Raw genomic sequence first — 23,405 nt, 5'->3', positions numbered from 1 at the left:
ATTTTACGGTCTTGCAAAGGATTATTATCGAGACATCTAAATGGTGTGAATTTTTGCCCTTTATAATCAGATATTTATATTGATGAGCTTTTTGCGGGGATTCTATTTTTCGGGTGGGCACAGCCATTGCCATAAACAGAGGGCCGAAGGAGTCTGCTGGTATCGCCTAAACAAGAATCAGGCTTGGAAAATAACCGGGGCGATTTCAATAGTCATCCTTCCGTCACTAACCCAACGTGAAAGGAAATCCTCATGGCTACCAATAACCAAGGCAACAACAACAACAACAACGACAACGAAAACCGTAGTGGTGACACCAGCAAGCGTGGTTTCGCCTCGATGGATCCGGAACGTCAACGCGAGATCGCCAGCAAGGGCGGTCAGGCTGCCCATGAGCGTGGTACTGCGCATGAGTTCACATCTGAAGAAGCGCGCGAAGCAGGCCGCAAGGGTGGTGAAAACAGCCATGGCGGCCGGGGCAGTTCCAGCAGCGCCAGCAGCAATCGTGAAAGCGGTAGCAGTTCCTCGTCTTCGAGCGGCAGCAACCGTGAAAGCAGCGGTGGCAGCAGCGGTGGCAGCAGCGGCGGCCGTGAAAGCAGCAGCAGCAGCGGCGGTCGTGAAGGCAGCAGCGGTGGCAGCAGCAGCCGTGAGAGCGGCAGCAGCAGCGGCGGCAGCAGCTCGGCCAGCAGCAACCGCGAACAAGGCTCGCCCAGCTCGAACCGTCAGAATCAGAACAACAAGAACAGCTAAAGGTTGAGCTGTAGCATCTCAATGCCATGAAAACGGGGGGATTTCCCCCCGTTTTTTCTATTGGCACCACGGCACTCAGTCCAGCGTTCGGTTCGATGGGCGTTCCAGCCACGTGCTGATGGCCGGCCAGCAGGCCGGTAGCAGAAACAGCGAGACCAGGGCTGCCGTCAGATTGAACAGTGAATGGACCAGCGCCACCTGTTGCGTCGGATCAAGGGAAGAAGCCAGCACACTGGCAGTCAGCGGCCGCAACAGCGTCGCAAACAGAACAACGCCCAGCAGGTTGAAGCCGGTATTGAGCAAGGCCAGTTTGCGGGCGGTATTGTCGAGTGCCGAACTGGCCAGCAAGGCAGTCGAGGTGGTGCCGACATTGGCGCCGGCCACCATCCATACGGCCGTTGCTGGCGCAACCAGGGACTGGGATACCAGCAGTACCGCCAGCCCGCTGACAACCGAGGACGACTGTACGACGACGGTCAGCAGCATGCCAGCCAGCAGTGCGATGATCGGACTGCCCAGCAGTCCGTACCAGCGCAACAGTGCCGGATCGCGGCCCAGCGGAGCCAGGGCGGTCCCGATCAGATCGAGTGCCAGGAAGATCAGGCCGAAGTAGAACACGGCCTTGCCGTAAGGGCGCCATAGCGGCGGACCGACCAGCGACCATATTCCCCCGAGCGAGACGAACACCGGCCCCAGGCCACCGATATGCAGTGCCACTAACCAGGCCGTGAGCGTGGTGCCGACATTGGCACCGATCATCAGGGATAAGGCAGCCCGATAAGACACAGTGCCTTGATGAGCCAGCGTAACGGCGATGGAGGTAACTGCTGACGATGATTGGACTACCGCCGTGAATGCCGCGCCGGTCAAGGCTCCGCGCCAGTCTGCCCGAGTCAGCCACTGCAAATGGTTATGCAGTCGCTGACCTCCCAGCCTAGCCATCTCAGCCGAGAAGGCTGCCAGGCCATAGAGAAACAGCATGACGGCGGCCAGCACCGAAAACAGCAGGGTAAGAAAGGAAGGCATCTATTAAGGTCCGCTGTGGCCTGCCAGGGCCTCAGTCGCCATTCTGGCCGAGCTTGCGCAGTTTCTTCATCAAGCGCTGAGTGGCCTCGGGACTTAGCTCGTCCACCATTCCGATCAGTGTTTCATCGACCGGCGCAATGCCGACCATGCCGAGGATATTGCGCTCGAGCGAACGCAGGCTATGGGCCCGGAAATACCAGCGATAGAGCGAGGCTGGCATCCCCATCGTGACGACCACTCGCGCCGAGCGGCCGTTCAGGGCTTGGCGGGTCAGAGGATTCTTGCTGCTCCGGTCAAAGGCAAAACCGGGACGAGCCACCTGTTCAAGAAAGCCTTTCAGCAGTGCCGGCATGTCGCCCAGCCAGAGCGGGAAAAACAGCACCAGATGCTCACACCACTCAATGGCAGCCTGGCTCTCTTGCAGGGTCGGCGGCAGTGGACTGTTCTTCCATTCATCGAGATTGCGCAGCAGCGGAAAGTCGAGCTGAGCCACATTGATCCGACGAATTTCGTGTCCAGCACTTTGCGCTCCCTCGGCATAGGCTTCATCGAGTGCATGCCCTAGATGGTTGGGCTGGGGGTCGGGGTGGCCTTGAATCAGCAGAATGCGTTTTCCCATCTTTCTGTTCCTTCACTGTCAATGGTTCGGATGAATAGTTTTGGACAAATCTAAATTGTCTGATTTGATTTAAGCCAAGTTTCCGCCGTTCGACCGAGGAAAGAACAGTGTTTACAGAAACAGTGAGACAGGGGCAGCAGGAAGAGGGGGCCTACTTGATGCCTGGAGCGGCGCCGATGGAGGCGCTGTGGAAAAGCATGACTTTCCACTTGTCGCTGATGATCTTGAGTAAGCCCCCTGAAGCACTAATGACGTGGCATCGGGGCCGCTTGCCTGGGCTCAGGCGCCCAGCGTGGCGCCGCCGTCTACGCGCAGATCGTGCATGGTGATCTGGCGGGCACGGTCGGAGGCCAGGAAGCAGACCGCTTCGGCGATATCTTCGGGGCTGGCCATCCGGCCGGTCGGGATGCCCAGACGGTGGTCGTCGAGCGAACCGCGGATGACTGCCTGCTCGCTTTCCGGGCCGGTCCACAGCTGGCGCTGCATCGCGGTATCGGTCGAGCCGGGCGACACCACATTGCAGCGGATGCCGTACTCGGCCAGTTCAAGCCCCAGACAGCGGGTGAAATGGGCTGAAGCGGCCTTAGAGGCCGCATAGGCGGCCATTTTCATCCGGGGCACATCGGCGGCGTTGGAGGCCACGGTGACGATGGCACCGCTGCGCCGTTGCACCATCCGGTTGGCGACGGCACGGCTGACGTTGAAGACGCCACGCACATTGACCGAGAAGGTGTCGTCCCAGTCGGCGTCGGACAATTCCAGAATCCGTCCCATCCGCAGAATGGCTGCCACATTGGCCAATACATCGATCGGCCCGAGTTCCTGTTCGACCACGTCGATCATCTGCCGTACCCGTTCGGCATCGGTGACATCGACACCGAAACCGAGCGCGCGGCGGCCATCGACGCGCAGGCTGGCCGCCACGGCTTCGACGGCGTCGGCCTGCCGGTCGAGCAGGGCGACCTTGGCCCCGCGTCCGGCCAGCATGCGTGCCACGGCGGCGCCGATACCTTGGGCGGCGCCCGTCACCAGTGCTACCTTGCCCTGGAATTCCATCGCTTAGTCCTTTTGCAGTTCACGGATTGATTCAAGATGACTGGACCCGGCCGCAGCGGCCTCAGACGGTGGCCAAGGCCGGCACAAGCGGGCTGCTGACGGGCAGAGGGTGGCCCGCCATCGGCACCACTACCGGCGTACCGTCGCCCGGGGCGGTCAGCACATCGGCGTCGATATCGTAGAGCTGGCGCACCAATGCCGGCGTCACCACTTCGCGCGGCCGGCCGGCTGCCACGATCCGGCCGTCGCGCATGGCCACCAGTTGATCGGCATACCGCGCCGCGGCGATCAGATCGTGCAGCACGATCACCACGCTGCGGCCGCCGGCGGCCAGATGGCGAATCCGGCTCAGGACTTCGACCTGATGACCCAGGTCGAGCATGCTGGTCGGCTCGTCAAGCAATAAAAGCGGGGTTTCCTGCGCCAGGGCCATGGCGAGCCAGCAGCGCTGACGCTGACCGCCCGACAATTCATCGAGTTGCCGGGTGGCCAGATCGAGCGTGCCGGTGGCGTCGAGTGCGCGCTGCACGGCACGTTCGTCCTCGGCCGACCATTGGCGGAATAGCCCTTGATGCGGATGGCGGCCATGCCGCACCAGGCCGCTGACCGTCATGCCTTCCGGTGCCTGTGGCGATTGCGGCAACAGGGCAAGTCGGCGGGCGGCTTCGCGCGGTGACAGCTTCCACAGATCGTCGCCATCGATCCGGATCGTGCCATGTTCGGGACGATGCAATCGGGCGATACAGCGCAACAAGGTTGACTTGCCGCAGCCGTTGGGACCGACGATCACGGCCACCTGGCCCGGGGCGACGGTAAGGTCTACCCCGTGCAGGACCGCATGCCTGCGATGACGGGCGCTGACCTGTTCCACGAGCAGCCGGGTCATGTTCAATCTTCCTTTGCCGAGTTGTCGCTCAGCAGCAGCCAGAGCAGGAAGGGGCCGCCGAGCAGATTGCAGATCACGCCAGCGGGCAGTTCAGCCGTGGCGAGGGTGGTGCGGCCGACGGTATCGGCGAGGACGACCAGGCTGGCACCAGCAAGTGCTGCGCCGATCGGGGCGATACGACCGCCGCCGGCCAGCCGTTCGGCCAGAACGGGTGCCGCCAGCGCCACGAAGGCGATCGGGCCGCACACGCCGACCGCGACCCCGGCGAGCAGCACGGCCATCGCCAGCGCCTGCCACTGGGTCCGCCGTACCGGCAGGCCCAGCGTGGCCGCCACCTCGCTATCGAAACGCAGCAAGGCCAGTCGGCGGGCATTGAAGGCGGCCAGCGGCAACAGCAGGGTCAGGGTGGCAGCCAGCGGCCAGACCGATTCAATGCTGCGGCCCGCCAGATTGCCGATGCTCCAGCTATAGAGCGCATTGGCATGCATCAGGTTTTCGCGCGACAAGGCCAGTTCGGTCAGCGCCCGCAGCAGGCTGGACAAGCCCAATCCCACCACCAGCACCCGCTGGCCGCGCGTGCCAAGCCGGCCGGCGGCGCCAACGAGCAGCGTCACGGCCGCGATGGCACCAAGCGGGCCGACCCACCAGGGACCGAGCATGCCGGTCGGGCTGGCCATCAGCGCCAGCAGCACGGCAAAGGTCGCGCCGTCGGCCACGCCCAGCAGATCGGGCGAAGCCAGCCGGTTGCGCATCAGCGCCTGGATCAGACAGCCGGCCATCCCCAGCGCCGCGCCGCCCAGCACGGCCACCAGCACGCGCGGCAGACGGAATTCGATCAGCAGCGCCGTGCCGCCCGTGCCATCGCCAGTCAGGGCGGTCAGGAGTTGAGCGGGACTCAGCCAGGTCGAGCCGGCCAACAGGGCAATACAGAAAGCGAGAAGGAGGGTCACGGCCAAGCCGAACGCACTCCACAGCGGCCGGGTGGGCAGCAGCAGCGAGTAGGCACCACACCGCAGGGCGCGCAGGCCCGGTTCAAGAACGGTGGACTGGCTCATGCGTCGCTCCCGTCACGTTGGCTGCGGGCTACCCAGACCAGCAGCGGAGCGCCCAGCAGGGCGGTCAGGACGCTGATCGGAGTCTCGAACGGCTGCGCCACATAACGCGCGGCCAGATCGGCCAGCAACAGCAGACTGGCGCCCAGCCAGGCCGACAGGGCCAGTTGGGCCGGCAGGCTGCTGCCAACCAGGCCGCGCGCCAGAAACGGTGCCATCAGCCCCAGAAATGCCACAGGTCCGGCCAGCGCCACGGCACTGCCGGTCAACAGCGTCACCGTCAGCGCCGCCATCAGCCGCAGCAGCCGGGGCCGGTGCCCCAGTGCGCTGGCCACTTCGTCGCCCAGCAGCAGGGCCGACAGCGGACGCGCCAGCAGGGCGGTGAAGATCAGACCGGTGATGACCGGAATGGCGGTCCAGCCGGTCATCATCGACGTGATGCCCGACAGCGAGCCGAGCACCCAGAAACGGTATTGGTCATAACCGGTCGGCTGGCTCAGCAGGATCGCCGACGCCAGGCCATGGAAGGTGGCGCCGAGCGCCGCTCCGGCCAGCACCAGCCGCAAGGGTGCATCGGTGCGGCCATGGCCGATATGGGACGCGCCCAGTACGCAGACATTGCCAAGCAAGGCACCAAGCCCCGCCCAGACCAGATAGCCCGGACCGCTTTCGGCGCCGAACCAGCCGATACCCACCACCACGCCCAGCGCGGCGCCGGCGTTGACGCCAAGCAGACCCGGTTCGGCCAGCGGATTGCGCGTCACGGCCTGCATCAGCGCACCGGCAACGCCCAGTGCGCTGCCGACCAGCAGCGCTGCCAGCATGCGCGGCAGCCGCAGCGAAACGATCACGTTATGCAGATGGAGGTCGGCACGCGCCGCCGGCGCGCCGAACAGGAAGGCCAGGCTATCGCCGACGCTGGTCGAACCTGCCCCTTGCACCAGCGCCAGCAAGGCCAGGGCCGGCAGGGCCAGTGCCGCTGCCAGCCATAGCACCGCCGACCGGGGCCGGCGAATCGAGAACATCATGGGGACTCCAGAAGAAACACTGCCCTCAGCGCCCGGCCATGGCACGGTCCACATCGCCCAGCAGCGTCAGCGCTGCCAGCGGACCGCCCAGGCTGGTCCACAGCGAGCCATCGACCCCGACCATCCTTTGCTGCTGCACCGCCCGCAGCTGGCGGAAAGCCGGCGATTGGCGGGCCGTATTGAGCGCTTCGGTCGCCTGACCGGTCGGCGACAGCGTGCCGATGAACAGCCAGTCGCCGTCGATCCGATCAAGCGCTTCGAGACTCAGCGGCTGGGAATGGGCGACGCCCGGCTGGAGCTGACTGGCCGGCCGCTTGAGTTGCAGATCGGCCAGCACCAGGCTGGCGAACGAATCCTTGAGCATATAAGCCGGTCCCTGCGGGTTCCAGCGCACCACGCTGACGGTGGCGCTGGCCTGCTTGCCGAGTCGGGTGCGGACTTCCTCGACACGCTTCTGGTAGCCGGTCATGAATTCCCTATGCTGCGGCGCGCGGTTGACCAGCCGGCCGATGCGCTCGAACGCGGCTTTCCAGTCCTCGCCGAGCCGGTAAGTGATCACGGTGGGGGCAATGCGCTTGAGCTGGGCCAGCAGTTCCGGGTCGGGAATGCCGCCGGCCAGGATCAGATCGGGTTGCAAGGCAATCACCCGGTCAAGCACCGGCGCGCCGAAACCGCCGACCAGCGGCACGCGGGCGGCCGCCGGGCCGAGATAGCGCGGTGCCGTGTCCTGACCACGGCCCTTGACCGTCCCCACCGGCGTCAGCTTGAGCGCCAACAGGGCGTCGAGGTCGAGTTCCGACAGGGCCAGCGGTCGCTGCGGTTTGTCCGGTACGGTGACGGTGGCGCCGCTGGCATCGACCACGCTACGGTCGGCAGCCCAGGACGGCAGGCAGAGCAGGGCAGACAGGGCCAGCGCGGACCCGCGCAGAACGGATAACAACGATCTCATCGAACGACTTCCTTGCTCACGGGAATAAATCGAGGGGCGGATTGTAAGCGCTCCCTCCAGGCTCGGTTCAGCGATCGCCGCAGCCGCCAGGGCACGGGCTGGAGTTCGCCTTGGGACGCTGGAAATGGAGCCTGTGCGAAAAATCCGCTGGATTCTATTCAATTTTTTACAAAAACGGCTATTTGTCTTGCAGACGTTTTTCGCAAAAATTTCTATTTGCGGTTTTGACTGATCCGCCTGATGTTTCGATGCGTCCCATTTGTCACCGTCCGAGGTGGTGAGAAGATCGGACGCAAACGGTGCATGGCGGCCGATTCCCATTTGCCGAACCATCGCCCCCTGTGAGGTGCCGTTAGCGGCAAAGCGGTGTCATGCGCTGTCGGGTCGGACACGCTCCGTGGAGCAAGCCGTGAGGACGTCAACAATGGGGCGTTAGGGCCTTCGGTCTCACGGCACCTGGAGTGGCGAGTATTGTTCCTTAATCTCTATAAGTCGCTACCAGTCTTGCAGATAATTTTCAGAAAATTTTAATAAACGGATATTTAAGCGCCGATGGGGCAAAAACGGCCCGCCACGGCCCCTCTCCGTGGCGAGCCGTACCGGCGCTCAGGCCAGTTCGTCCATGATGCGGTGGCGCTCTTCGTGGTAAGCCTCCTCGGTGTGGCGGTCTTTCCAATAGGGCACGGCATACATGGCCTGACGCGGCACGCCGCGCTCTTTGAGCAGGAAATCGCGCATCGCCACCACCTGGGCGTTTTCGCCGGCGAGCGTCACCGACACCTTGCCGTCTGGCCAGTCGAGCCGGCGTAGCGCGTCGATCAACAGGGTACTTTCGCCCGCATGACCGCCTTCGCGCGACAGCCAGCGCACGGCGACGCCCGGCGGAGCGGTCAGTGGCTGGATTTCCGCTTCATCCGGCACTTCGATCAGTACCTGACCTTGGGCATCGGCTGGCAGCGCCGCCAGCACGGCGTGGACCAGGGCGAGCGAACTCGGGTCGCCCACCACCAGATACCAGTCGGCACCGGCCATGAAGCGGTCGGGACCTCCGGGACCGGCCACGCCGATCGCATCGCCCAACTGGGCACGCAGCGCCCAGCTCGAAGCCGGGCCGTCGTCGCCGTGCAGCACGAAATCGACGTCGAGTTCACCGGCCGCCTCGTCGTAGCGGCTGACGGTATAGGTACGGGTAATCGGACGCTGGTCGGCCGGCGGCCAGATCGGGCCGTCGGGACCCAGGGTCGGCAGCACCGGTTCGATCTGGTGGGCGCGCGGCAGCATCAGCTTGATATGCGCGCCGTCGCTGCCGACGGGAAAGCCGGCCAGCGCTTCGCCGGCCAGGGTGATACGCCGCATCTGCGGGCTCAGTTGACGGATGCGCCGGACCCGCAACAGACGTGGCGGGGTGCGGCGTGGCGTAGCTTCGGTGCTCATGACAATCCTTTTTTCTTATGCGGAACAACCAAGCCGTTCGGCCAGCAGACGGCCAATCCGGGCCAGCGGTGCGGCCTGGGTCATGCCGGCGTGGCTGCTGTCGATATCGATGCGCTCGATCTGACCGCCGATATAGGGCGTCCACTGCTCCCAGTCGGGCGCGCTGGCCGGGCGGCGCAGGGCGCGGAACAGCAGCAGATCACCGTCGAAATGCTTGGCTTCGGCCGTGCGGAACAGCCGCATGGTGTGGAGCGCCACTTCGGTCAGATTCTCGATCCGTGCGGCGTCGAAACCTGCCAGCGGACTGCCGGGACGGCGCAGCCGGGCCAGGATTTCCGGTTCGGTCAGCGCTTGACCATCGGCGCCGATGGGCGGGTCGCCCACCACATCGAGCAGCGCTTCGAGTGCTTCCCGCCGGGCGGGAGCCGGGCGGTGTTGCCAGGCAATGCTGGGGTAGCTATCGAGCAGCGCCAGCAATTCGACTGCCTCGCCGGCGGCGCGCAATTGTACCGCCATCGCCTGCGCCACGGCACCGCCGGCCGACCAGCCCAGCAGCCGATACGGGCCTTCGGGCTGGATCGTCCGGATCTGCGCCAGATAGTCGCCTGCCATCGCTTCGAACGAGTCGGGCAGTGCCCCGCTCAGGCCGCGGGCCTGCAAGGCGTGGATCGCCAGCCCCGGCAGCGAATTGGCCAGACCCAGGTAGCACCAGGACAGACCTTCGGCCGGGTGGATGCAGAACAGCGGCCGTCCCTCGCCTTCCTGGATGGTCAGAAGCGGGGCGAACTCGGCACCGCTTTCCTCGGTGGGCGGCTTGCGGCCCGTGGTGGTGCCGAGCGACTGGGCCAGTGCGGCCACGGTCGGATGGCGGAACAGCGAGGACATCGGGACTTCGCGGCCCAGCCGGGTGCTCAGGCGGTTGGCGACCTGGATGGCCTGGAGCGAGCGGCCGCCCAAGGCAAAGAAATCGGCCTCGGGGCCGAGACGGCCGCAGCCCAGCACTTCGCGCCAGACGGCCATCACGGCGTGTTCGAGTTCGGTGGCGACGATGGCCTCGTCCTCGTCATCGAGCGGCAGCTGACGCAATGCACCCCGGTCGATCTTGTTATTGGCGTTGCGCGGCAGCCGCTCCAGCCACAGCAGTTGGGACGGCACGGCCGCCGCCGGCAGGCGTTCGGCCAGGAAGGCGCGCAGCGGCGCCGGGTCGGTTGCGTCGCCGACCAGGAAACCCACCAGACGCTTGAGCCCGCCTGGCTGGGTCAGGCCGACCACGGCAGCTTCGCGGATGCCCGGATAGGCCAACAGCGCAGTCTCCACCTCGGACGGATCGACCCGGTGGCCGCTGATCTTGAATTCATCATCGAGCCGGCCCAGGTAGCGCAACTGGCCTTGCCCGTCGAGCAATACCCGGTCGCCGGTACGGTAGGCACGCGGCGCGTCGGGCAGGGCATGGAGCTGGACGAAGCGGGTCGCGGTCAGCGCATCGCGGCCCAGATAGCCGCGTGCCAGCGCGCCACCGAGCAGGCACAGCTCGCCGGGCATGCCGGGGGCGACGGGGCGCAGCGACTCGTCGACCACGGCGACCGTCAATCCCGGCAGCGGGCGGCCGATGGGCACGCTGTCGCCTTGCCAGTCGATGGCCTGCGGTCCGGCCAGCTCGGCCGTGGTGCAGATCACCGTGGTTTCGGTCGGACCATAGGTATTGAGCAGCACCGTCGAGGCCGGCGCCGCGCTGCGCCAGCGCGCCACCCGTTCGGCCAGCGCCGCTTCGCCGCCGATGATGACCAGGCGGATGCTGTCGGACAGATAGGCATCGTGACTGCCCAGGCTATAGGTCAATTCATGCCAGAAGGCGGTCGGCAGATCGAGCACGCTGATGCGCAGCCGCGCGCAGGCAGCGATAAAGCGCGGCAGCGATTCGAGCATGGCTTCGGTGCGCAGCACCACGGTGGCGCCGTGGCACAGCGGCAGGAAGATTTCCTCGACGCTGGCGTCGAAATGCAGCGGGGCGAACTGCAACATCCGGTCGTCGGCACGCATCTGATAACGCGCGCCGGCGCCGGCCACAAAATGGGCCAGTGCATCACGACCCAGCATTACCCCGTTGGGTTTGCCGGTCGAGCCGGAGGTGTAGATCACATAGGCAAGTGCGCTGTCGTCGACCGGAACCGCCAGTTCAAGCGGTTTGGCCGCCGGCGCGGCTTCGTCGAGACACCAGTGCGCCACCCCCTGCGGCAGCCGGGCGGCCTGATCGCGCCGGGTCAGTACCAGCGCCGGCTTGGCGTCTTCGAGCAAGGCCGCCAGCCGGGTGGTCGGACCCTCAGGGTCAAGCGGCAAATAGCCTGCACCGGCCCATAGCGTGGCCAGCAGGGCGATCACGCTATCGGACGAGCGTGGCAACAGAATGCCGACCCGGTCATCGGCCTTCACCCCATGGGCGTGCAGCCGGCCGGCGAGTGCCTGCACCTGGGCAAGCAGTTCGCCGTAACTGAGTGCCGGCTCACCGTCCTGCTCCAGCGCGATACGGTTGGGCGAAGTCAGCGCATGGGCCGTCAGCAGATCGAGCACCCGCGCCGGCCGGCCGGGCAGCGATTCGCCGGCAAGCAGCGCCTGGGCAGCCGGCGCGGCAGCGCCCAGCACGTCGCCGATGGGACGGTCGGGGGCGGCGGTCAGCCTGTCCAGTGCCTCGATCAGCGTCTCGCGCGCCTGATCGAGCCGGGCGGCGTCATAGGCGTCGGGGTTGGCTTCAAAGTCGAGTCGGATGCCGTCGGCGCGGACGGCCACGGTAATCGACAGATCCTCGACCGGGCCGGCCGACACCGGATGCGACAGCGCTTCGAGGCCACCGAAGTCGAGCGGGCGGTCGAACGGCATCAGATTGATCACCGGGCCGAACAGGCGGCGACTGCTGCCGACCAGACCCAGATCGTGACGCAGCCGCTCGTAGCGGTAGCGCTGGTGCGGCCGCAGCGCCTTCATCGCGGCAGCCGTATGGCGGGCCAGATCGCTGAGGCTGCCGGCCGGATCGACCCGCAGATGCAGCGGCACGATATTCATTGCCATGCAGGGGATGGTCAGCGCCACCGAGCCCAGGCGGCCCATGACCGGGAGTCCCAGCGTCAATTCGCGCGTACCGCCTTCACGATGGAGCCAGGCTGCGATGGCGGCGATCAGCCAGGCGGCCCAGTCGACACCGGCGGCCGCGGCGGCTTCCTGCCAGCGGGCTTGCAGAGCCGGGGTCAGGGCGCCATGGCGGCGTCGCACCGTATGGGCGATGGTCGCGGGCGGAGCCAGGGTGAACGGAGCCGGGGTGTCGCTTGCCTGGGCCAGCCAGAAGGCGCGGTCGCGTTCGGCGGCGGCGGATTCCTGGTAGCGGCGATCCTCCTCGACGACCGGCGCCAGCCGCCATTCGGGATCGGCCGGTGCAGCCACCCCCTGGCGCAGCGCGGCATAGAGCGCGGCCACCCGGCGCGACAGCAGCGTATAGCCAAAGCCGTCGCAGGCCACATGGTGGATGCGCAGATACCAGAGATGGCGCTCCGGCCCCAGCCGCAGCAAGGCGGTGGCGAACAGCGGGCCGTCGGCCAGATCGACCGGTTGGGCCAGATCGGCGCTCATCCAGTCCTGGGCTGCCTGCCAGGGCGAGGCGGCGGCGGAGAGGTCGGGACAGGGCAGCGGCCAGTCATGGCGCGGCTCGTGGGTCTGCCAGACCGATTCACCGTCGCTGCGATAGCGCATATGGAGCGCCTCGCAACGGTCGAGCGTGCGGCGCACGGCCGCCAGAAACGCTGCCTCGTCGAGCGCACCGCGCAGTTCGATCGCCTCGGCGGTCAGATAGGCGGGGCTGGCCGGGTCGAGCTGCTGGCCGAGCCAGATGCCGTACTGGGCCGCCGACAAGGGCAGCCGGTCGGCCGCTGTGGCCGTTTGTTGCTGTTCCATCTGATACCTGTCGCTGTAAGGAACCCGTTCCGCTGCGGAATGGGCGGCGGGGCGGCATCGCCCACGCCGGCGCGGACCATCTGTAGTCGGCCCGCCGTAAAAATCGTTCGAGGCGCCTGTGCCGCACCAGCCACCAAGCCGGACAAGGCATGGCAGGGGAAACAGGCGCCACGGGCGTCCGGTCAGGCCGGACGCTCAATCTGCCATCAATTTTCCTTCTGCCTGGCGTCCAAAAAAAAATCGGCCGCAGCCACTTATCCACTGTCCTCTCCATCGCAAACCATAGCGGGAACCGAGGCCAGGATGCATGACTGATGCAGCCTGGGCAGACATGAGGATGGACACCAGCAGTAAAGAGAATCTCGCTCAACCCTGCTGGCTGGCTTCGAGCAGTTGCCACCAGTCCTGTAGCGTCGGCCGCTCGGCCAGATCGATAAAGGCCAGGGTGGCGCCAGCACGGCGCCAGCGCTCGATCAGGCTCATCAGGCGGATCGAATCGAGACCGGCGAACAGCAGATTGTCGTCGTCGTGCAGATCGGAGGCCGGGATTTGCAGCAAGGCTGCCACGTCGGCCTTGAGGGCGGCCGGGTTGGCCGGCAGCGTCTCGGCGGCTGCGGCCGGGCGCAGGCATGCGAGCGTCTTGGCGGTGTCGAGCACCACGCCGCTGCGTTGCGCCACATAGTCGAGCGCCTGGAGATGTCTGTCGAGCGAGAAGTCGGCCACCGCATCGCTGACCATGAACGGCTGGATATCGCGCATAAAGGCTTCGGTCGCCGACACCTGGCAGCCGATATGGGCGTAGACGCCGCACACGATCAGCTGGTCACGGCCCCAGGCCTGCATCCGCTCGGCCAGATCGGTGCGGGCGAAAGCGCTGTAGCGCCATTTGGTCAGCACCACATCGCCGGCACGCGGCGCCAGGGCAGCCACCACCGGGGCACGCTCGGGGCGGGCAGTGAGGCCCGGACCCCAGAATTCCTGCAACAGCGCCCGATCCTTGAGCGACTGCTCACCGGGCTGGGCCGTGTAGACCACCGGCACACCGGCAGCGTCACAGGCTTCGCGCAACTGGCGGATATGTTCGATCAAGGTGGGGATCGGGGCGGCGGCGCTGTCGTAGAAGTCGAGGAAATATTCCTGCATATCGTGGATCAGCAGCACGGCACGGCTGGGGTCAGGCAGCCAATTCACCCGGTTCTGCGGCAAGTCGGTGGGAATCGGATAGCTGGCAATGGTCGGGATGGTCATCGGTAAAAATCGGTCCTGCGACGGTAAAAACGAAAAGGGAGAGTGCCGGTCCGGTCGGGACCGGCATGCCGGTTAGGCCGGTTGCTGAGCCAGCAGCGCCGCGATGCGTTCACGCAGCGCCCGCTTGTCGACCTTGCCTACCCCGGTCTTGGGGAAGTGGTCGATAAACTCGATCCGGTCCGGAATCTTGTACTGGGCCATGCCGCGCTCCCGCAGGAAACGCAGCAGCTCCATCGCTCGCGGCGGGGTGTCGCGGGCGATCACGAAAGCGCAGCTGCGTTCGCCCAGATAGGCGTCGGGCATGGCCACGACGGCTGCATCGTGCACGGCCGGATGGGCCAGCAGATGGTCTTCGACCTCGGCCGCTGCCACCTTGTCGCCGCCGCGGTTGATCTGGTCCTTGGCCCGTCCTTCGACCACCAGATGGCCGCTTGGCAGCAGGCGCACCAGGTCGCCGGTGCGGTAGAAGCCGTCGGAAGTGAAGGCGCGGGCGTTGTGTTCCGGAGCCAGGTAGTAGCCACGGATGGTGTAGGGGCCGCGCGTCAGCAGATGGCCTGTTTCGCCCGGGGCGACATCGCGGTCGTCGTCATCGACCACCCGGACTTCATCGGCCGGCGAAATCGGCCGGCCCTGGCTCTCGAAGACGATTTCCTCGGGATCGTCTGCGCGGGTGTAGTTGACCAGGCCCTCGGCCATGCCAAACACCTGCTGCAAGCGGCAGCCCAGCACCGGTTGTACGCGGCGTGCCGCTTCGGCGCCCAGCTTGGCGCCACCGACTTGCAGCAGACGCAGGCTCGACAGATCGACCTGGCGCGAACTGGCCGCATCGAGCCAGGCCATCGCCAGCGGCGGCACCAGCGCCGTCAGCGTCACCCGTTCCGCCTCGATCAGCGGGAAAGCATCATCGGGGCTGGGACGACGTGCCAGCACCACCCGGCCGCCGGCGTGGAACACCCCGAGCGTGCCAGGCGAACTGAGCGGGAAGTTATGGGCGACCGGCAGCGCACACAGATAGACCGTGTCCTGATCGAGCCCGCAGATGTCGGCGCTGGCGCGCACGCTGTACAGATAGTCGTCGTGGGTGCGCGGGATCAGCTTGGGCAGGCCGGTGCTGCCGCCCGACAGCTGCAAGAAGGCGACCTCGTCAGCGCTGGGGCCGACCAGCTCGCGCGGCGCGTCGTAGAGCGAATCGAGCGCCACGAATTCCTCGGCTTCGCCGAGCACCACCACATGTTGCAGGGTCGGCGCTTCCGGACCCACTTCGCGGGCCAGGCTGCGGTAATCGAAACCACCATCGCGGTCAGGGATCACATAGGCCTTGGCTTGGGCAAACCGGCAGAAATGGCCGATCTCGGTGCGGCGATGGGCCGGCAGGGCGAAGACCGGCAGGGCGCCCAGGCGGAACAGGGCAAAGCACACCGTAAAGAATTCGGCCACATTGGGCAGTTGCACCACCACCCGGTCACGGGCGCCGATGCCCAGCCGGGCGAAACCGGCCGCGAGCTGGTCGGCGCGGCGGTCGAATTCGGCGTAGTCCCAACGGCGCTGGCCGCATACCAGGGCGATCCGCTCGGGGTGACGGCGGGCCTGTTCACGCAGCATGTCGCCCAGGGTCTGGCCGGTCCAATAGCCTTGCTGGCGGTAACGTTGGGCAAATTCCTCGGGCCAGGGGGTGAAGCCGGGCAGGGGGCTGGGGTGTTGCAGTGTCATAGTTGTTGTTCCAGAGCCGATTCCAGATCCATGGCATTGAGCATGGTGCGCAGCTTGGCGGCGGTTTCAGCCAGTTCGAGCGCCGGGTCGGAACCGGCGACGATGCCGGCGCCGGCATAGAGCGATACCCTGTCTTTGTGGGCTTCGGCGCAGCGGATGGTCACGGCCCATTCGCCGTCGCCATCGTCGCTGCACCAGCCGATCAGACCGGTAAACAGACCACGGTCGAAGCCTTCGACCGCCTGAATGAAGTCGCGCGCAGGCGCGGTGGGATGGCCGCAGACGGCCGGGGTCGGGTGAAGCGCCAGGGCCAGTTGCAGCGAGCTGACCGTCGGGTCGTCGAGCTGACCGGCCACTTCGGTGCCCAGATGCCACATGGTCGGGGTGGACAGCAGGGTCGGCTCGGCCGGCACCGTGAGTTCCCGGCAGAACGGCCGCAGTGCCGCAGCCACGGCGTCGACCACCAGCGCATGCTCGTGGCGGTCCTTGGCCGAGCGCAGCAGGCCGGCGGCGCGGCGCGCGTCCTCGACCGGATCGGCGCTGCGCGGGATCGACCCCGCCAGCGGGTGCGACACCACGCGGCGGCCGCGCCGGGCCAGCAGCAGCTCGGGGCTGGCGCCGATCAGGGTGCGGCTGGCTGGCCGGTCGGCCAGATCGAAGGCGAAGGTGTAGCCGATCGGATTGCGCCGGGCCAGCCGTTGCAGCAAGGCGGCCAGGTCGATCTGGGCCTCGACTTGCAGCGAGCGCGACAGCACCACTTTCTCGAATTCACCGGCAGCGATGGCGGCCAGGGCGCGTGTCACATTGTCCTGATAGCGTTGCGGGCTTGGCAGTGCCGTCACCGTCCCGGCCCGGCGGCCGCCCGGCTGGGCCGGGGCGTGCGCAATCTCGGCCGCTTCGACCCCCTGGCCGAACAGGGTGGTCCGTGGCAACCACAGCCGGGCCGGCGCGTCGGGCCGGAACGGCAGGGCACCCAGTGCCACCGGCCGCCGCTCACCTGCTGCCCGCCGCTCGGCCAGATGCGCCATGGCCTCGGCAGCCATGCTGGCGTGGTCGGCCTGGGGAAGCAGGGTGTCGACGCCTTCGGCCAGCAGAGTCTGGCGAGACGAAGCGAACAGCGTACTGCCCGGCTGGTAGTGCTGTAGCAGATCGACCGCGCGCGGAGCGGCCAGGGAAGAGTCGCGAAGTATATCGTTCATGGGAGTTTTCCTTGTTGCCGGGCGCTTCGGGCAGGCGTCCTTGGCATCGCGAAAGAACGTCGGCAACACCAGTTTGTCGATCCTGCGCACGGGGTCGGTCTGGTCTGCTGACGGGACGAGTCGGGGCGTATGCTAAACGAAAACAAGAATTGCTATCAACAATAATGAGATTGACTCTCATTTGCGGAGTTGGCATGATGCCCGCCGACATCACCTGGCAGACAGCGCGGTAGGACAGGGCGCTGCTGCCGCAAAGCCGGAGCTGCTTGCGGTTCCGCCGCGCCCGCTGCCCCGAGCGTCAGGCGAACGACTTTTATCTAACTACCGAGAAGAAATATGTCCGATTTCCTCCGTGATTCCTTGGGCGGCGCCTTGAAGCCGCTATCGCTGGCCCTGGCCGTTGCCTTTGCCGGTCAGGCTGTCCATGCCGCCGAAGCCGAGCGCAAAGAAAATAAAGAAACCCAAGCAGCGAAGCAGGAGCAGGAACGGCTCGACCCGGTGCTGGTGACGGCCGAGCGCGGCAGCGACACCAATACCGTGGTGCGCGCCAACCGGATCGAAGTGCAGCAAGCCACCAGCGTGCAGGACTTGTTCAAGCAGATTCCCGAAGTCAATGTGGCCGGCGGCCTGCCGGTCGCGCAGAAGGTGTTTGTGCGCGGCCTGGGCGAACGGATGCTGACCGTCACCATCGACGGCGCCGCCCAACCTGAATCGGCCTATCACCATAGCGGCCAGATTATGGTCGATCCCGATCTGCTCAAGCGCGTCGAAGTCGAAGCCGGTACCGGTGCCGCGACGGCAGGTCCCGGCGCCCTGGCCGGCGCCATCCGCCTGACCACCAAGAGCGCCGACGATCTGCTGCGACCGGGCGAGCGCATCGGTGGCCTGGTCAAGGGTGCTTACTTCAGCAATAGCAAGGGCAAGAAACTCAGCGGCAATGTGTTTGGCCGCCTGAGCGAACAGTTCGATCTGCTGGCCGGGGTGAGTCAGCTCGACAGCAAGGAATACCGCGACGGCAACGGTCGGCGGGTCGCCAATAGCGAAACCGACGTGGAAAGCCGCTTCATCAAGCTGGGCGCCCGCCCGGCCCAGGGCCATCGGCTTGAGCTGGCCTATTCCGAATATGAGGACGAGGGTCTGCGCAATAAGCGCACCAACCTGCTGCCGGCTGCATTCAACCCGGTCGAGCGGCAGCGTTTCGAGCGCGAATCGACCACCCTCAACTACGATTTCAACTCGGGCAACCCGCTGCTCAAGCTCCATCTGGTGGCCTATCTGAACGACAACTCGGCCTGGCTCGGTCTCGGCAAGCCGACCCGCGAGCATGTCGGCACGCGCAGCCGGGGTTTCAATCTCGGCAATGTGTCGCGGCTGGGCGAGCATAAGCTGAGCTATGGCTACGACTACCGCCGCGATATCGGCTACGCCAATATCGCCGGCAATTCGCTCGCCGATGAGCGGGCCACGGTCCACGGTTTCTATATTCAGGATGAATATGCTCTGAACGACCAGTGGCTGCTCGGCGCCGGTACCCGTTACGACCGCTACGACTACCGCGATATGCTGGGCCGCAACTACGAGTCCAAGAGCTTCTCGCCCAGCGCCAGCATCGCCTTCTCGCCGATCGACAGCCTGACCCTGCGTCTGAGCCATGCCCGTGCCCTGCGTGGCGTCGGCGTGGTCGAGCCCTTCCTCAAGCAGCACCAGGCCAACGCCAGCCAGATCGAAGCCGAGAAAGCCCGCAATTCCGAGCTGGGCCTGCAATGGCAACAAGGTCCGTGGACCGTGAACGCTGCCATCTACCGGCAGAATATCCGCCACTACATCGGCTACGACGATTTCCGCGAGAACCTGGGCGATCTGCGCGTGCCGGGCTATAGCGCCAGCGTGGCCTACCAGGATCAGCAACTGTCGGCGAGCCTTGGCATGTCCTACGCCCGTCCCAAGCTGAACAACCAGGCGCTCGGCGATGCCGATGTGTTGCTGCTGGGCACCTCGACCGGTCGTACCTGGGTGGCCCAGGTGGACTACGCGCTGCCGGCCCAACATCTGAAGTTCGGTTGGACCGGCCGTCTGGCCGAAGACCTGAAGCATCTGTCGGTGCCGTCGGCGCTGAAGAAGGGTTATGACGTGCATGACGTCTATGTGCGCTGGCTGCCGACGGGCAAGGAAGACTTCAACGCCACCCTGACGGTCAAGAACGTGTTCGACAAGTTCTACTATGACCAGGGCAGCTTCGGTTACAGCGCCCGTTGGGGCGCCGTGGCAGGTCTGCCTGAGCCGGGTCGTGATGTCCGTCTGACCGTGGGTCTGCGTTTCTAAGACCGTTCGGTCGGGAGGAGGAGCGATGAAAAGAGAAACACTCGCGATTGCTGATGCCGCCGTGTTCCATCAGGCCGAGTTCGAGTCGATGCCGTCGCCTGCGGCGCTGCGCGCCCGGCTGCCGCTGAGCGCCACCGCTGCCGCCACGGTGGCGGCGGGACGGCAGACGCTGGCCGAGATTCTGACGCGGCGCGATCCGCGTCTGCTGGTGGCGATCGGTCCGTGCTCGATCCACGACATCGATGCCGGACTCGACTATGCCCGGCGGCTACAGCAATTGGCCGAGGAGTTGTCTGACACGCTCTTCCTGGTGATGCGCGCCTATTTCGAAAAGCCGCGCACCACTACCGGCTGGAAAGGGCTGATCAACGATCCGGGCATGGACGATTCGTTCCGGATCGCCGACGGCATGGCCCAGGCCCGGCGTTTTCTTCTCCGGGTCAATGAGATGGGCCTGCCGGCCGCGACCGAAGTGCTCGATCCGATCTCGCCGCAATATCTGGGCGATCTGGTGAGCTGGGCCGCCATCGGTGCCCGTACCACCGAGTCGCAGGTCCATCGTGAACTGTCCTCGGCGCTGCCGATGCCGGTCGGTTTCAAGAACGGTACGGACGGCGGGGTGGAGGCCGCGGTCAACGCCATCGTCTCGGCGTCGCGGCCGCATGCCTTCCTGGGCATCGACGCCGAAGGCCGGGCCGCTGTGGTGCGCAGTCGCGGCAATGCCTACGGCCATCTGGTGCTGCGTGGCGGTGGTGGCCGGCCCAACTACGATACGGTCAGTGTCGCCATGGCCGAGAAGGCCCTGGTCAAGGCCGGTCTGCAGCCCAATATCGTGATCGACTGCTCGCACGGTAATTCGTACAAGCGGCACGATATGCAGCCGCTGGTGCTGGACGACGTGGTACAGCAATTGTGCCGGGGCAACCGTTCCATTGTGGGGGCGATGGTCGAGAGCTTTCTGGAGGCAGGCAATCAGCCGATTCCGGCTGATCTCTCGCAATTGCGCTACGGCTGTTCCGTCACCGACGCCTGCGTCGATTGGGCGACCACCGAAGACATGCTGCGCCGCGCAGCCGCCGAGCTGCGCGAGGCACGGAGCCGACGTCAGGCTGCCTGATTCGGTCTGTTGCCGCCGGACGCGGATCATGCCGCGCCGGCGGCTTTTTCGTTTGCGGGACAGTTTTACTGTGTTCAATGCATGAAACTATCCTTTTCAACCACATGGCAGAACACACCTGGCGCCTGTTTTTCCGAAAATTTTAATAAAGGTAGCAGGCCGGTAGGTGGTGCGGCCATGGTATTCCCGTTTCGGCGGGGCAAGGATTCCCATGGGTCAGAAAACCTTGAGTTCAGGACAGGCGGTCGCGCTGGTAGGGGCGATGCAGTTTGTCTATATCCTCGATTTCATGATGGTGATGCCTCTTGGCCCCGATCTGGCCAAGGCACTTGGTGTGGCGCCCGACCGGCTGCCGTGGATGTCGGCGGCCTATACGGCCGCGGCCGTGCTGTCGGGGTTGCTGTCGATCCGGCTGCTCGATCGCTTCGACCGTAAACCTGCGGTGCTGCTGACTTTCGGTCTGCTGGCCGTCGCCACGGTGGCGGGGGCCTGGGCGGTCGATCAGTGGACGCTGTTTATCGCCCGGGCGCTGACCGGTCTGTTTGGCGGTCCGGCCCTGGCGCTGGGCATGGCCATCGTGATCGACTCGACGCCGCCCCAGGAGCGGGGCCAGGCGATCAGCCGCACCATGCTGGGCTTCTCGGTCGCCGCCATCGGCGGGGTGCCGCTGGCACTGGAGCTGGCCCGGCTGGGCGGCTGGACGCTGCCTTTCTATGCCGTTGCCGCCATGGCTGCGCTGGTCTGGCTGGCGCTGGCGCTGATTCTGCCGTCGATGCGCGAGCATATGGGACGCGATGCCGCCGTCTCGCCACGCACGCTGCTGGCCCGACCGGCGGTACAGGCCGCCTGTCTGGTACAGGGACTGACCCAGTTCTCGGCTTTCCTGGTGATCCCGAATTTCTCGGCTTACTTCCTGCTCAACCTGGGCTATCCGCGCGAACACCTGGGCATGCTGTATTTCGTCGGCGGCATCACAGCGATGGTGACGATGCTGGGTCTGGGGCGGCTGGTGGACCGGGCCGGGCCGTTCCCGGGTCTGCTGCTGACCACGATTTCGGTGGCGGTGGGGATGACGCCGCTGTTCGGTCTGCACGTACTGCCGCTGATGCTGGCCTTTATGATGTTCATGGCCGGCAACGCCGGCCGTGGCGTGACGCTGGCCGCGGTGACGAGCCAGGTGCCGCAGCCATATGAACGGGCGGGTTTCATGTCCTTGCAAGGATTGGTACAGAATCTGGCGATTGCGCTGGCTTCGGTCGTATCGAGCCAGTTGTTGACCACCCTGTCTGACGGCAAGCTCGGCAATATGCCGACGGTGGCCTTCCTGACCGTGCTGTGCAGCCTGGGCGTGCTGGGCGCCCTGTCGCTGCTGACGCGGCGGATTGGACAGACCGTAGCGGCCTGATTTGCCGGTACTGCAACGAAGAAACCGGTAGCTGTGAACGTGCCGGTTTTTTTGTGTCCGATCACTGTTGAGGCTGATCGTGACGGTCTGGCCCCGTTTATTGAACAGTTACTGGTCTGCTTGGAGAGGGTGATGGGAATGATGTGTTGGCAATATCTTGTTTTTGTTGGAGAAACAGGCAATCGATGATTGTCTGTTGGCAAAGGGTCAGAAACAGGGCGAACGGATAATCCCGTCCGCCCTTGTCATTTTCTCCAACCCTACAAAACCTCCGCCGCATGATCAGCCAGGCGCGAGCGCTCACCGCGCTGCAGCGTGATATGGCCCGAGTGGGCCCAGCCTTTGAAGCGGTCGACCACATAGGTCAGCCCTGAACTGCCTTCGGTCAGATAGGGCGTGTCGATCTGGGCAATATTGCCCAGGCAGACCACCTTGGTGCCTGGACCTGCCCGGGTAATCAGCGTCTTCATCTGCTTGGGCGTCAGGTTCTGCGCCTCGTCGATGATCAGGAACTTATTGAGGAAGGTGCGGCCGCGCATAAAGTTGAGCGATTTGATCTTGATCCGCGAACGGATCAGATCGCGCGTGGCGGCACGGCCCCAGTCGCCGCTTTCGTTGTCGGTCTGGTTGAGAACGTCGAGATTGTCTTCGAGCGCTCCCATCCACGGCGCCATTTTTTCTTCCTCGGTACCCGGCAGGAAGCCGATATCCTCGCCCACCGGCACCGTTACCCGGGTCATGATGATTTCGGAGTAACGCTTTTCCTCCAGCGTCATCATCAAGCCGGCTGCCAGGGTCAGCAGCGTCTTGCCGGTCCCGGCCTGACCGAGCAGGGTGACGAAATCAATATCGTGGTTCATCAGCAGATTCAGCGCGAAATTCTGTTCGCGGTTGCGTGCAGTGATGCCCCAGATGGCGTTTTTGGGGTGGCTGTAGTCCTTGATCGACTCAAGCCGCGCCGTCTTGCCGTTGACTTCCTTGACGATGGCCAGAAACGGCTTGTCGCCGCCTTCCTGGAAGATCATCTGGTTGAGCAGCAGGCCCGAGCAGTCGGCACCCCTGATCCGGTAATGGATGCGGCCGCCGTCCTGCCAGGATTCCAGATCGCGCCCGTTCTTCTCCCAGAACGACTGGTCGATTTCGCGCGTGCCGGTATAGAGCAGATCGGTGTCCTCGAGCACCTGATCGTTGAAGTAATCCTCTGCGGCCAGCCCGAGTGCCCGGGCCTTGATCCGCATATTGATGTCCTTGGTGACCAGGATCACCTGACGCTTGGGAAACTGGTGCACCAGATGGATCACTACCCCAAGGATCTGATTGTCCGCCTTGCCCACCGGCAACTGCACGGGCAGCTCGCGGCTGACCGCCTCGGTCTGCAGAAACAGATTGCCCTGTGCCAGACTCTTGCTCGCTCCCTTGAGTGCCACGCCGTAGGCGATTTCGCTTTCCTTGCCGCTGACGATCTCATCGAGAAAACGGCTGGCCTGACGGGCGTTGCGCGCCACTTCGGACATGCCTTTCTTATGGTTGTCCAGCTCTTCGAGCGTCACCATCGGCAGGTAGACGTCGTGTTCTTCGAAACGGTACAGCGAAGTCGGATCGTGCATCAGCACGTTGGTATCAAGGACGAACAGCTTGGTCGATTTGGCTTTGCGGGCGGCCATG

The 23,405-nt window shown here is 65.2% G+C and carries 17 protein-coding genes; 4 read left to right on the top strand and 13 right to left on the bottom strand.

Annotated features, from left to right (window positions below):
- The first annotated feature begins 252 nt into the window (after positions 1–252).
- A complete protein-coding gene (locus tag ACFOW7_RS04860; protein ID WP_378161641.1) occupies positions 253–750 on the top strand; it encodes a KGG domain-containing protein in 498 nt (165 codons plus the stop codon).
- 75 nt (positions 751–825) lie between these two features.
- Here the strand turns inward: ACFOW7_RS04860 and ACFOW7_RS04855 are convergent, their stop codons facing one another.
- The 12 genes from ACFOW7_RS04855 to ACFOW7_RS04800 form a co-directional block, all read right to left on the bottom strand.
- Positions 826–1,776, bottom strand: a complete 951-nt coding sequence (locus ACFOW7_RS04855) for a Na/Pi cotransporter family protein (protein ID WP_378161639.1) — start codon at positions 1,774–1,776, stop codon at positions 826–828.
- Positions 1,777–1,807: 31 nt separating this feature from the next.
- Positions 1,808–2,395: an NAD(P)H-dependent oxidoreductase gene (locus ACFOW7_RS04850; protein ID WP_378161637.1), complete on the bottom strand. Its 588-nt coding sequence runs from the start codon at positions 2,393–2,395 to the stop codon at positions 1,808–1,810.
- Positions 2,396–2,674: 279 nt separating this feature from the next.
- Complete coding sequence (locus ACFOW7_RS04845; RefSeq protein ID WP_378161635.1) at positions 2,675–3,451, bottom strand: 2,3-dihydro-2,3-dihydroxybenzoate dehydrogenase; 777 nt, start codon at positions 3,449–3,451, stop codon at positions 2,675–2,677.
- A gap of 61 nt (positions 3,452–3,512) precedes the next feature.
- Positions 3,513–4,337: an ABC transporter ATP-binding protein gene (locus ACFOW7_RS04840; RefSeq protein WP_378161633.1), complete on the bottom strand. Its 825-nt coding sequence runs from the start codon at positions 4,335–4,337 to the stop codon at positions 3,513–3,515.
- A gap of 2 nt (positions 4,338–4,339) precedes the next feature.
- Positions 4,340–5,392, bottom strand: coding sequence for a FecCD family ABC transporter permease (locus ACFOW7_RS04835; RefSeq protein ID WP_378161631.1), 1,053 nt, complete (start codon positions 5,390–5,392; stop codon positions 4,340–4,342).
- The gene (locus tag ACFOW7_RS04830) at positions 5,389–6,417 is read right to left on the bottom strand and encodes a FecCD family ABC transporter permease (protein ID WP_378161629.1); all 1,029 of its coding nucleotides are present in this window, start codon (positions 6,415–6,417) and stop codon (positions 5,389–5,391) included. Before ACFOW7_RS04830 ends, ACFOW7_RS04835 begins: the two co-directional genes overlap by 4 nt.
- Positions 6,418–6,442: 25 nt before the next feature.
- Positions 6,443–7,366 carry an ABC transporter substrate-binding protein gene (locus ACFOW7_RS04825; RefSeq protein WP_378161627.1) on the bottom strand — a complete coding sequence of 308 codons (924 nt, stop codon included), beginning with the start codon at positions 7,364–7,366 and terminating at the stop codon, positions 6,443–6,445.
- 606 nt (positions 7,367–7,972) lie between these two features.
- A complete protein-coding gene (locus tag ACFOW7_RS04820; RefSeq protein WP_378161625.1) occupies positions 7,973–8,800 on the bottom strand; it encodes a siderophore-interacting protein in 828 nt (275 codons plus the stop codon).
- Between the two features lie 15 nt (positions 8,801–8,815).
- Positions 8,816–12,739 (bottom strand): amino acid adenylation domain-containing protein, encoded by a 3,924-nt coding sequence (locus tag ACFOW7_RS04815; protein WP_378161623.1) that lies wholly within the window; start codon positions 12,737–12,739, stop codon positions 8,816–8,818.
- 366 nt (positions 12,740–13,105) lie between these two features.
- Positions 13,106–13,987, bottom strand: a complete 882-nt coding sequence (locus ACFOW7_RS04810; protein WP_378161620.1) for an isochorismatase family protein — start codon at positions 13,985–13,987, stop codon at positions 13,106–13,108.
- Between the two features lie 72 nt (positions 13,988–14,059).
- Positions 14,060–15,697 (bottom strand): (2,3-dihydroxybenzoyl)adenylate synthase, encoded by a 1,638-nt coding sequence (locus ACFOW7_RS04805; RefSeq protein WP_378161618.1) that lies wholly within the window; start codon positions 15,695–15,697, stop codon positions 14,060–14,062.
- Positions 15,694–16,896, bottom strand: coding sequence for an isochorismate synthase (locus tag ACFOW7_RS04800; RefSeq protein WP_378161616.1), 1,203 nt, complete (start codon positions 16,894–16,896; stop codon positions 15,694–15,696). The genes ACFOW7_RS04805 and ACFOW7_RS04800 overlap by 4 nt, the downstream gene beginning before the upstream one ends.
- Before the next feature lie 336 nt (positions 16,897–17,232).
- Between ACFOW7_RS04800 and ACFOW7_RS04795 the strand changes: the two genes are divergently transcribed.
- The 3 genes from ACFOW7_RS04795 (at position 17,233) to ACFOW7_RS04785 (ending at position 21,740) form a co-directional block, all read left to right on the top strand.
- Complete coding sequence (locus ACFOW7_RS04795; protein ID WP_378161614.1) at positions 17,233–19,218, top strand: TonB-dependent receptor domain-containing protein; 1,986 nt, start codon at positions 17,233–17,235, stop codon at positions 19,216–19,218.
- A gap of 25 nt (positions 19,219–19,243) precedes the next feature.
- A complete protein-coding gene (locus ACFOW7_RS04790) occupies positions 19,244–20,335 on the top strand; it encodes a 3-deoxy-7-phosphoheptulonate synthase (protein ID WP_378161611.1) in 1,092 nt (363 codons plus the stop codon).
- A 211-nt stretch (positions 20,336–20,546) separates the two neighbouring features.
- Positions 20,547–21,740, top strand: a complete 1,194-nt coding sequence (locus ACFOW7_RS04785; RefSeq protein ID WP_378161609.1) for an MFS transporter — start codon at positions 20,547–20,549, stop codon at positions 21,738–21,740.
- A 260-nt stretch (positions 21,741–22,000) separates the two neighbouring features.
- Here the strand turns inward: ACFOW7_RS04785 and ACFOW7_RS04780 are convergent, their stop codons facing one another.
- The gene (locus ACFOW7_RS04780; protein ID WP_378161607.1) at positions 22,001–23,404 is read right to left on the bottom strand and encodes a PhoH family protein; all 1,404 of its coding nucleotides are present in this window, start codon (positions 23,402–23,404) and stop codon (positions 22,001–22,003) included.
- Position 23,405 lies beyond the last annotated feature (1 nt).

Source organism: Chitinimonas lacunae, from assembly GCF_042650885.1.
Classification (GTDB): domain Bacteria; phylum Pseudomonadota; class Gammaproteobacteria; order Burkholderiales; family Chitinimonadaceae; genus Chitinimonas_A; species Chitinimonas_A lacunae.
This window is presented reverse-complemented; position numbering and strand designations above follow the sequence as displayed.

Excerpts from the sequence above, each read along its gene's own strand:
- ACFOW7_RS04860 (WP_378161641.1), top strand. The coding sequence starts at position 253 with ATGGCTACCAATAACCAAGGCAACAACAACAACAACAACGACAACGAA.
- ACFOW7_RS04855 (WP_378161639.1), bottom strand. The coding sequence starts at position 1,776 with ATGCCTTCCTTTCTTACCCTGCTGTTTTCGGTGCTGGCCGCCGTCATG.
- ACFOW7_RS04850 (WP_378161637.1), bottom strand. The coding sequence starts at position 2,395 with ATGGGAAAACGCATTCTGCTGATTCAAGGCCACCCCGACCCCCAGCCC.
- ACFOW7_RS04845 (WP_378161635.1), bottom strand. The coding sequence starts at position 3,451 with ATGGAATTCCAGGGCAAGGTAGCACTGGTGACGGGCGCCGCCCAAGGT.
- ACFOW7_RS04840 (WP_378161633.1), bottom strand. The coding sequence starts at position 4,337 with ATGACCCGGCTGCTCGTGGAACAGGTCAGCGCCCGTCATCGCAGGCAT.
- ACFOW7_RS04835 (WP_378161631.1), bottom strand. The coding sequence starts at position 5,392 with ATGAGCCAGTCCACCGTTCTTGAACCGGGCCTGCGCGCCCTGCGGTGT.
- ACFOW7_RS04830 (WP_378161629.1), bottom strand. The coding sequence starts at position 6,417 with ATGATGTTCTCGATTCGCCGGCCCCGGTCGGCGGTGCTATGGCTGGCA.
- ACFOW7_RS04825 (WP_378161627.1), bottom strand. The coding sequence starts at position 7,366 with ATGAGATCGTTGTTATCCGTTCTGCGCGGGTCCGCGCTGGCCCTGTCT.
- ACFOW7_RS04820 (WP_378161625.1), bottom strand. The coding sequence starts at position 8,800 with ATGAGCACCGAAGCTACGCCACGCCGCACCCCGCCACGTCTGTTGCGG.
- ACFOW7_RS04815 (WP_378161623.1), bottom strand. The coding sequence starts at position 12,739 with ATGGAACAGCAACAAACGGCCACAGCGGCCGACCGGCTGCCCTTGTCG.
- ACFOW7_RS04810 (WP_378161620.1), bottom strand. The coding sequence starts at position 13,987 with ATGACCATCCCGACCATTGCCAGCTATCCGATTCCCACCGACTTGCCG.
- ACFOW7_RS04805 (WP_378161618.1), bottom strand. The coding sequence starts at position 15,697 with ATGACACTGCAACACCCCAGCCCCCTGCCCGGCTTCACCCCCTGGCCC.
- ACFOW7_RS04800 (WP_378161616.1), bottom strand. The coding sequence starts at position 16,896 with ATGAACGATATACTTCGCGACTCTTCCCTGGCCGCTCCGCGCGCGGTC.
- ACFOW7_RS04795 (WP_378161614.1), top strand. The coding sequence starts at position 17,233 with ATGTCCGATTTCCTCCGTGATTCCTTGGGCGGCGCCTTGAAGCCGCTA.
- ACFOW7_RS04790 (WP_378161611.1), top strand. The coding sequence starts at position 19,244 with ATGAAAAGAGAAACACTCGCGATTGCTGATGCCGCCGTGTTCCATCAG.
- ACFOW7_RS04785 (WP_378161609.1), top strand. The coding sequence starts at position 20,547 with ATGGGTCAGAAAACCTTGAGTTCAGGACAGGCGGTCGCGCTGGTAGGG.
- ACFOW7_RS04780 (WP_378161607.1), bottom strand. The coding sequence starts at position 23,404 with ATGGCCGCCCGCAAAGCCAAATCGACCAAGCTGTTCGTCCTTGATACC.